The organism is Pseudomonas sp., from assembly GCF_050739935.1.
GTDB lineage: Bacteria > Pseudomonadota > Gammaproteobacteria > Pseudomonadales > Pseudomonadaceae > Aquipseudomonas.
Genome location: NZ_JBOICF010000041.1, coordinates 1 through 5310 on the forward strand (window position 1 = coordinate 1; position 5310 = coordinate 5310).

Genomic DNA, 5310 nt, shown 5'->3' on the forward strand with positions numbered 1-5310 from the left:
ACAGGGGGCAGACAACCCATCTATAACTAACCCACCGCGTTCGCCAGCAAGCCGGCACCGACACGTTTGTGCGGCGTACCGGGGTTTTGCAACCGCACACAATCCCTTTAGCAGTACGGCCTGCCAGTGGCAGGGCCCGCAAGAGCGCTGCCGCCGGCAAGCCGTGCTGTTGCGGATGCCGGAATCGAGACAAGCGAAGATTGGCGCATCTGCCTATTTAAGCGACAATGCCCGCCAGTTTCCGGAGTGCCTCATGTCTGATTCCATCGAAAGCCTTGCCGTTGACGCGGTTCTCGACGCGTCCGGCCTCAATTGCCCCGAGCCCGTCATGATGCTGCACCAGAAGGTGCGCGATCTGCCGGCCGGTGGTTTGCTCAAGGTCATCGCCACCGACCCCTCGACGCAGCGCGATATCCCCAAGTTCTGCGTCTTCCTTGATCACCAGTTGGTCGAAAAACAAGCGACCGACGGTGTGTACCTGTACTGGATCCGCAAGAAACTCGCCTGAGTTCGCGCCACCTCTGGCTGCTTCGTTGCACCGCGCTGGCTCCCCGGCACGCTAGCGCCTACACTGCCGCGACTCCAGGGAGCCCATCATGCGCATAGTTGCCGACGAAAACATTCCACTGCTCGACGCCTTCTTTTCCGGTTTTGGCGACATCCGTCGCTATCCGGGACGTACCCTTGACCGCGCCGCGGTGGCCGACGCCGACATCCTGCTGGTGCGCTCGGTGACCAAGGTCAACCGCGAGCTGCTAGAAGGCACGCCGGTGCGTTTCGTCGGCACCTGCACCATCGGCACCGACCACCTCGATCTCGATTACTTCAATCAAGCCGGTATCCAGTGGGCCAGCGCGCCGGGCTGCAACGCTCGCGGCGTAGTGGATTACGTACTTGGCAGTCTGTTGACCCTGGCGGAAATCGAAGGCGTCGATCTGACGCAACGCACCTACGGTGTAGTGGGCGCGGGACAGGTCGGTGGTCGTCTTATCAAGGTGCTGCGCGGGCTAGGCTGGAATGTGCTGGTCTGCGATCCGCCGCGTCAGGCTGCGGAGGGCGGCGATTACGTCAGCCTCGATGAAATCGTCGCCCGCTGCGACGTAATCAGCCTGCACACGCCGCTGAACAAGACCGGCGACCTGCCAACCTGGCACTTGTTCGATGGCGCGCGCCTGCAGCAACTCAGGCAAGGCGCCTGGCTGATCAACGCGGCCCGCGGCCCGATAGTGGATAACACTGCGCTGCGCCAAGTGCTGCTCGCACGCGAAGACCTGCAAGCGGTGCTGGATGTCTGGGAACAGGAACCGCTGGTAGACGTGGACCTGGCCGAGTTGTGCGTCATCGGCACCCCGCACATCGCTGGTTACAGCCTCGACGGGCGCCAGCGCGGCACAGCGCAGATCTATCAGGCGCTGTGCGCGCACCTCGGACAATCGCCAACCATCGAACTTGCAGACCTGCTGCCCAAACCCTGGCTGGCGCAGGTCTCGCTGGACGCCGACACTGACCCGACCTGGGCGCTGAACATGCTCTGCCGTGGCGTCTATGATCCGCGCCGTGACGACGCGGATTTTCGTCGTAGTCTGGTCGGTGACTCCGCCACCCAGCGCCTGGCCTTCGACGCTCTGCGCAAGCACTATCCGCCGCGCCGGGAAATCGAAGGTCTGCGGGTCAGCATCAACGGCCAATCGGCGGTTTTGCAACAGATCGTTCAGGCATTGGGCGCCGTATCGGTCGGCGAGTGATCACTCGACGTATTTCTTGATGTAGCCCCAAAGCGTTTCGGGCAGACGCGGCGGGATCTGCTTCCAGAAGCGGCGCATCCGCGCCAGGGCGGCATAGGCTTCCTGCCATGCTTCCCTGCGGTCCTCAACACCACTGACCGGCGCTTCCACCAACGCGATGAAACTGCCGTAGCTGCATGGCACCGACAGTTGTTCGCTGCGCTCGATGCGATGGGTCTGCTCCTGCAGGGTGATCGTTGCGCCATTCTCGTCCGTGAACACCAGCGGCGTCAGCGTGTTGATGCGATCACAACGGCTGCTGCAGAGCTTCTTGCGGTCCACCAGCGCACCGAAGCCTCTTTCATACATGCTGATCGTCGAACCGCTGACTCGCATGCATGCCGTTTCGAACGCATTGAGGATAACCTCGGCATTGTCGATGCTGGTCTCGATGGTGGCGATATCGACGAAGCGCTCCAGGCTGCCGTTTTCCAATGCGTTCAACGCGCGTTTGATCGTCGACAGGTGAACGAAGTCTTTCTTGCAGCCGATCAAGTGAACGTCGAATTGGTAATCGGCCAGTTCCGCACCGGTAATGACCGTGGCGAATGCCTTGGTATCCAGCGCCGTCTCCATGATGATGTTGAATTTGTTCTTGTACGCGTGAGCGAAGATCAGGCTGCACAGCTCCCAGATAAACGCCTCGGTGTGTTTGTAGCGGCTGGTGACATCCTGATCGGCAAATTCGGTATAACGCGGGTGCAGTTCGCGCAGTTCTTCCGAATACAGACGCACATAGTTGCCGTAGCGTGGATCCTTGAGCAGGGTGTTGTTGAGCATGTACGTCTTGCCCGAGCCTTGAACCCCGGCGACTACGAGGATCTTCGGGGCCGGTTGCCCCTCGGCGCCGATGTCCCTGCGGACGTCGAACAGGGTTTTCTCTAATGTGGTGTAGACGTTGTTTAGCTCCTGAGGGGTGTAGCCATAATGCGAAACGGACATATCGATCTTCCTTTGGATTGAGTAAGGCCAAGGACGTAATCGGAGGATGTACCCGTATGCAACAGCTTTGGAGGACGCTTTTTATTGCGATATGTTGCGTTTTATTACGGAAAGCCTGGAACGCAGACATAAAAAACCCGGTATCGATACCGGGCTCCAAAGAATCTTTTCATCAGTCTTGTTTTTCAGGTTTGACCCAGTACTTCTCGCATTCCTGACACGCGGCCTGAACCATTTCTTCAGTAATCAGGATTTGATTCCCGTATTCATCGACAACGGCGCCGCCCAGTTGCGACTCGGGTTGGGGCCTTACCACGGGTTCTTGATTGCTGCTGTTTTGCAAGCTCATGGCCTGTCTCCTCATCAGGTTGTGCGCTTCAGGTTATCCACGCTTGATGACCACGCCATGACATCCCTGGACGCATCAAGCGTCCCTTGAGTCCAACAGATTAAGGCTCAAATCGCCAGCCGATCGTTAGACCGATCCACTCTAACCGTCCTCGGTTAACGTCATAACGCGGCGTTGGTACAAGCAAGGTGGATACTTTTATCCTGACTGAGATCAATGCCCTGAGTTCAGCAAAAGACGACGAGCGTGCATGCAAGGGCAGGTGTAGGCTTTGCGCCTGAGTCTCTAACGAGTGCATTTCATGGCATCAGTGTTCTCCGGTCGTCAGCGTCACGCCATTCGCCTGGCGCTACGGATGATCGCGCCTTATCGCAAGCAGGCCATCGGCGCACTGGTGGCGTTGATCGTCACGGCCGCCATCACCCTGTCCATGGGTCAGGGCATCAAGCTGATGGTCGATCAGGGCTTCATGACGCGCTCAGTCACCTTGCTCAATCAGAGCATCGCGCTGTTCATGGTGCTGATCGTGGCGTTGGCGATCGGTACGTTTACTCGCTTCTATCTGGTGTCGTGGATCGGCGAGCGCGTAGTCGCCGATCTGCGCAAGCAGGTGTTCGATCATTTGGTCAGCCTGCATCCCGGCTTTTACGAGAGCAACCGCAGCTCGGAAATCCAGTCCCGACTCACGGCCGATACCACGTTGCTGCAATCGGTGATCGGCTCGTCGCTGTCGATGTTCCTGCGCAACGCGCTGATGGTGATCGGCGGGGTGATTCTGCTGTTCTTCACCAACCCGAAACTGACCAGCATTGTGGTCGTGGCGTTGCCGCTGGTGGTGGCGCCGATTCTGATCTTCGGCCGACGGGTGCGCAGACTTTCGCGGGAGAGCCAGGACCGGGTGGCGGACGTCGGCAGTTATGTTTCCGAAGCGCTGGGGCAGATCAAGACCGTCCAGGCCTACAATCATCAGGCGCAGGATCGCCAACGATTTTCGCAGACCGCCGAGGGGGCATTCGAAACCGCGCGCAAGCGGATTCTGCAACGCTCGTGGCTGATCACGCTGGTCATCGTGCTGGTGCTCGGTGCGGTGGCGGTGATGCTCTGGGTGGGCGGCATGGATGTCATCGCCGGGCGTATTTCCGGGGGCGAACTGGCGGCATTCGTGTTCTACAGCCTGATCGTCGGCAGCGCTTTCGGCACCCTCAGTGAGGTAATCGGCGAACTGCAACGGGCTGCCGGCGCTGCCGAACGCATCACCGAATTGTTGCAGGCGCGTAGCGAAATCACCCCGCCCCCAGGCGATGTGATGACGCTGCCTGAACGGGTCAGCGGTCGACTGGCGTTGGAAAATATCAGCTTTGCCTATCCTTCACGGCCAGAGCGCAATGCGGTGGACAGTTTGAGCCTGACCATCGAAGCAGGGGAAACCCTGGCGCTGGTGGGACCTTCGGGGGCCGGCAAATCGACGCTGTTCGATCTGTTGCTGCGTTTCTACGATCCTCAACAGGGCCGAGTTCTGATCGAAGGCATTCCCGCAGAGCGCCTCGATCCCCTGGACCTGCGTCGTTGTTTCGCTTGGGTTTCGCAGACGCCAGCGCTGTTCTTCGGCAGCGTCGAGGACAACATTCGCTACGGCAACCCCGGTGCCGACGACGAACAGGTTCAGGCGGCGGCGCGTATTGCCCATGCCCACGAATTCATCCAGTTATTGCCGCAGGGGTATCAGACTCATTTGGGCGATAGTGGGATGGGCTTGTCTGGTGGGCAACGTCAACGTCTGGCGATCGCCCGTGCGCTGCTGGTCGACGCGCCGATCCTGTTGCTCGATGAAGCCACCAGTGCACTGGATGCGCAGAGTGAGCACCTGATTCAGCAGGCCCTGCCGACGCTGATGCAAGGCCGCACAACCTTGGTGATCGCCCACCGGCTGGCCACGGTACAAAATGCTGACCGGATTGCAGTAATGGATCAGGGAAGGCTGGTGGCAGTGGGCACGCACCGGGAACTGATCGCCAGCAACCCGCTTTATGCGCGGCTGGCGGCTTTGCAGTTCAATGCAGGTCATCAGGAAGAAATGAACGTTACATAGCAGTCCGGCTTGCGGCGGTAGCGCTATTGGCCGCCACCGCCGGTAAGCCGGACTGCTGCAACGTGTTTAACCCAGACCAATGAAAACGGCGCATCGAGCGCCGTTTCGTTTGGATCAATCCTTGCGGTATTCGCACAGGTAGGCGG

Annotated in this window: 5 protein-coding genes; 3 read left to right on the forward strand and 2 right to left on the reverse strand. The window is 59.5% G+C overall.

What is annotated here, in order from left to right; all coding sequences use genetic code 11:
- Nucleotides 1–253: 253 nt before the first annotated feature.
- The gene (gene tusA / locus ACRER8_RS07090; protein ID WP_431745637.1) at nucleotides 254–508 is read left to right on the forward strand and encodes a sulfurtransferase TusA; all 255 of its coding nucleotides are present in this window, start codon (nucleotides 254–256) and stop codon (nucleotides 506–508) included.
- An 88-nt stretch (nucleotides 509–596) separates the two neighbouring features.
- Nucleotides 597–1745: a 4-phosphoerythronate dehydrogenase PdxB gene (pdxB, locus tag ACRER8_RS07095; RefSeq protein ID WP_431745638.1), complete on the forward strand. Its 1149-nt coding sequence runs from the start codon at nucleotides 597–599 to the stop codon at nucleotides 1743–1745.
- On the opposite strand, the gene ACRER8_RS07100 is transcribed toward pdxB, so the two are convergent.
- The gene (locus ACRER8_RS07100) at nucleotides 1746–2726 is read right to left on the reverse strand and encodes a zeta toxin family protein (RefSeq protein WP_431745639.1); all 981 of its coding nucleotides are present in this window, start codon (nucleotides 2724–2726) and stop codon (nucleotides 1746–1748) included.
- Nucleotides 2727–2898: 172 nt separating this feature from the next.
- The gene (locus ACRER8_RS07105) at nucleotides 2899–3075 is read right to left on the reverse strand and encodes a PA1571 family protein (protein WP_431745640.1); all 177 of its coding nucleotides are present in this window, start codon (nucleotides 3073–3075) and stop codon (nucleotides 2899–2901) included.
- Between the two features lie 301 nt (nucleotides 3076–3376).
- On the opposite strand from ACRER8_RS07105, the gene ACRER8_RS07110 reads away from it, so the two are divergent.
- Nucleotides 3377–5164, forward strand: a complete 1788-nt coding sequence (locus ACRER8_RS07110) for an ABC transporter transmembrane domain-containing protein (protein WP_431745641.1) — start codon at nucleotides 3377–3379, stop codon at nucleotides 5162–5164.
- Nucleotides 5165–5310: the final 146 nt, after the last annotated feature.

Coding starts and splice junctions, on each gene's coding strand:
- tusA (WP_431745637.1), top strand. CDS start 254: ATGTCTGATTCCATCGAAAGCCTTGCCGTTGACGCGGTTCTCGACGCG.
- ACRER8_RS07110 (WP_431745641.1), top strand. CDS start 3,377: ATGGCATCAGTGTTCTCCGGTCGTCAGCGTCACGCCATTCGCCTGGCG.
- ACRER8_RS07105 (WP_431745640.1), bottom strand. CDS start 3,075: ATGAGCTTGCAAAACAGCAGCAATCAAGAACCCGTGGTAAGGCCCCAA.
- pdxB (WP_431745638.1), top strand. CDS start 597: ATGCGCATAGTTGCCGACGAAAACATTCCACTGCTCGACGCCTTCTTT.
- ACRER8_RS07100 (WP_431745639.1), bottom strand. CDS start 2,726: ATGTCCGTTTCGCATTATGGCTACACCCCTCAGGAGCTAAACAACGTC.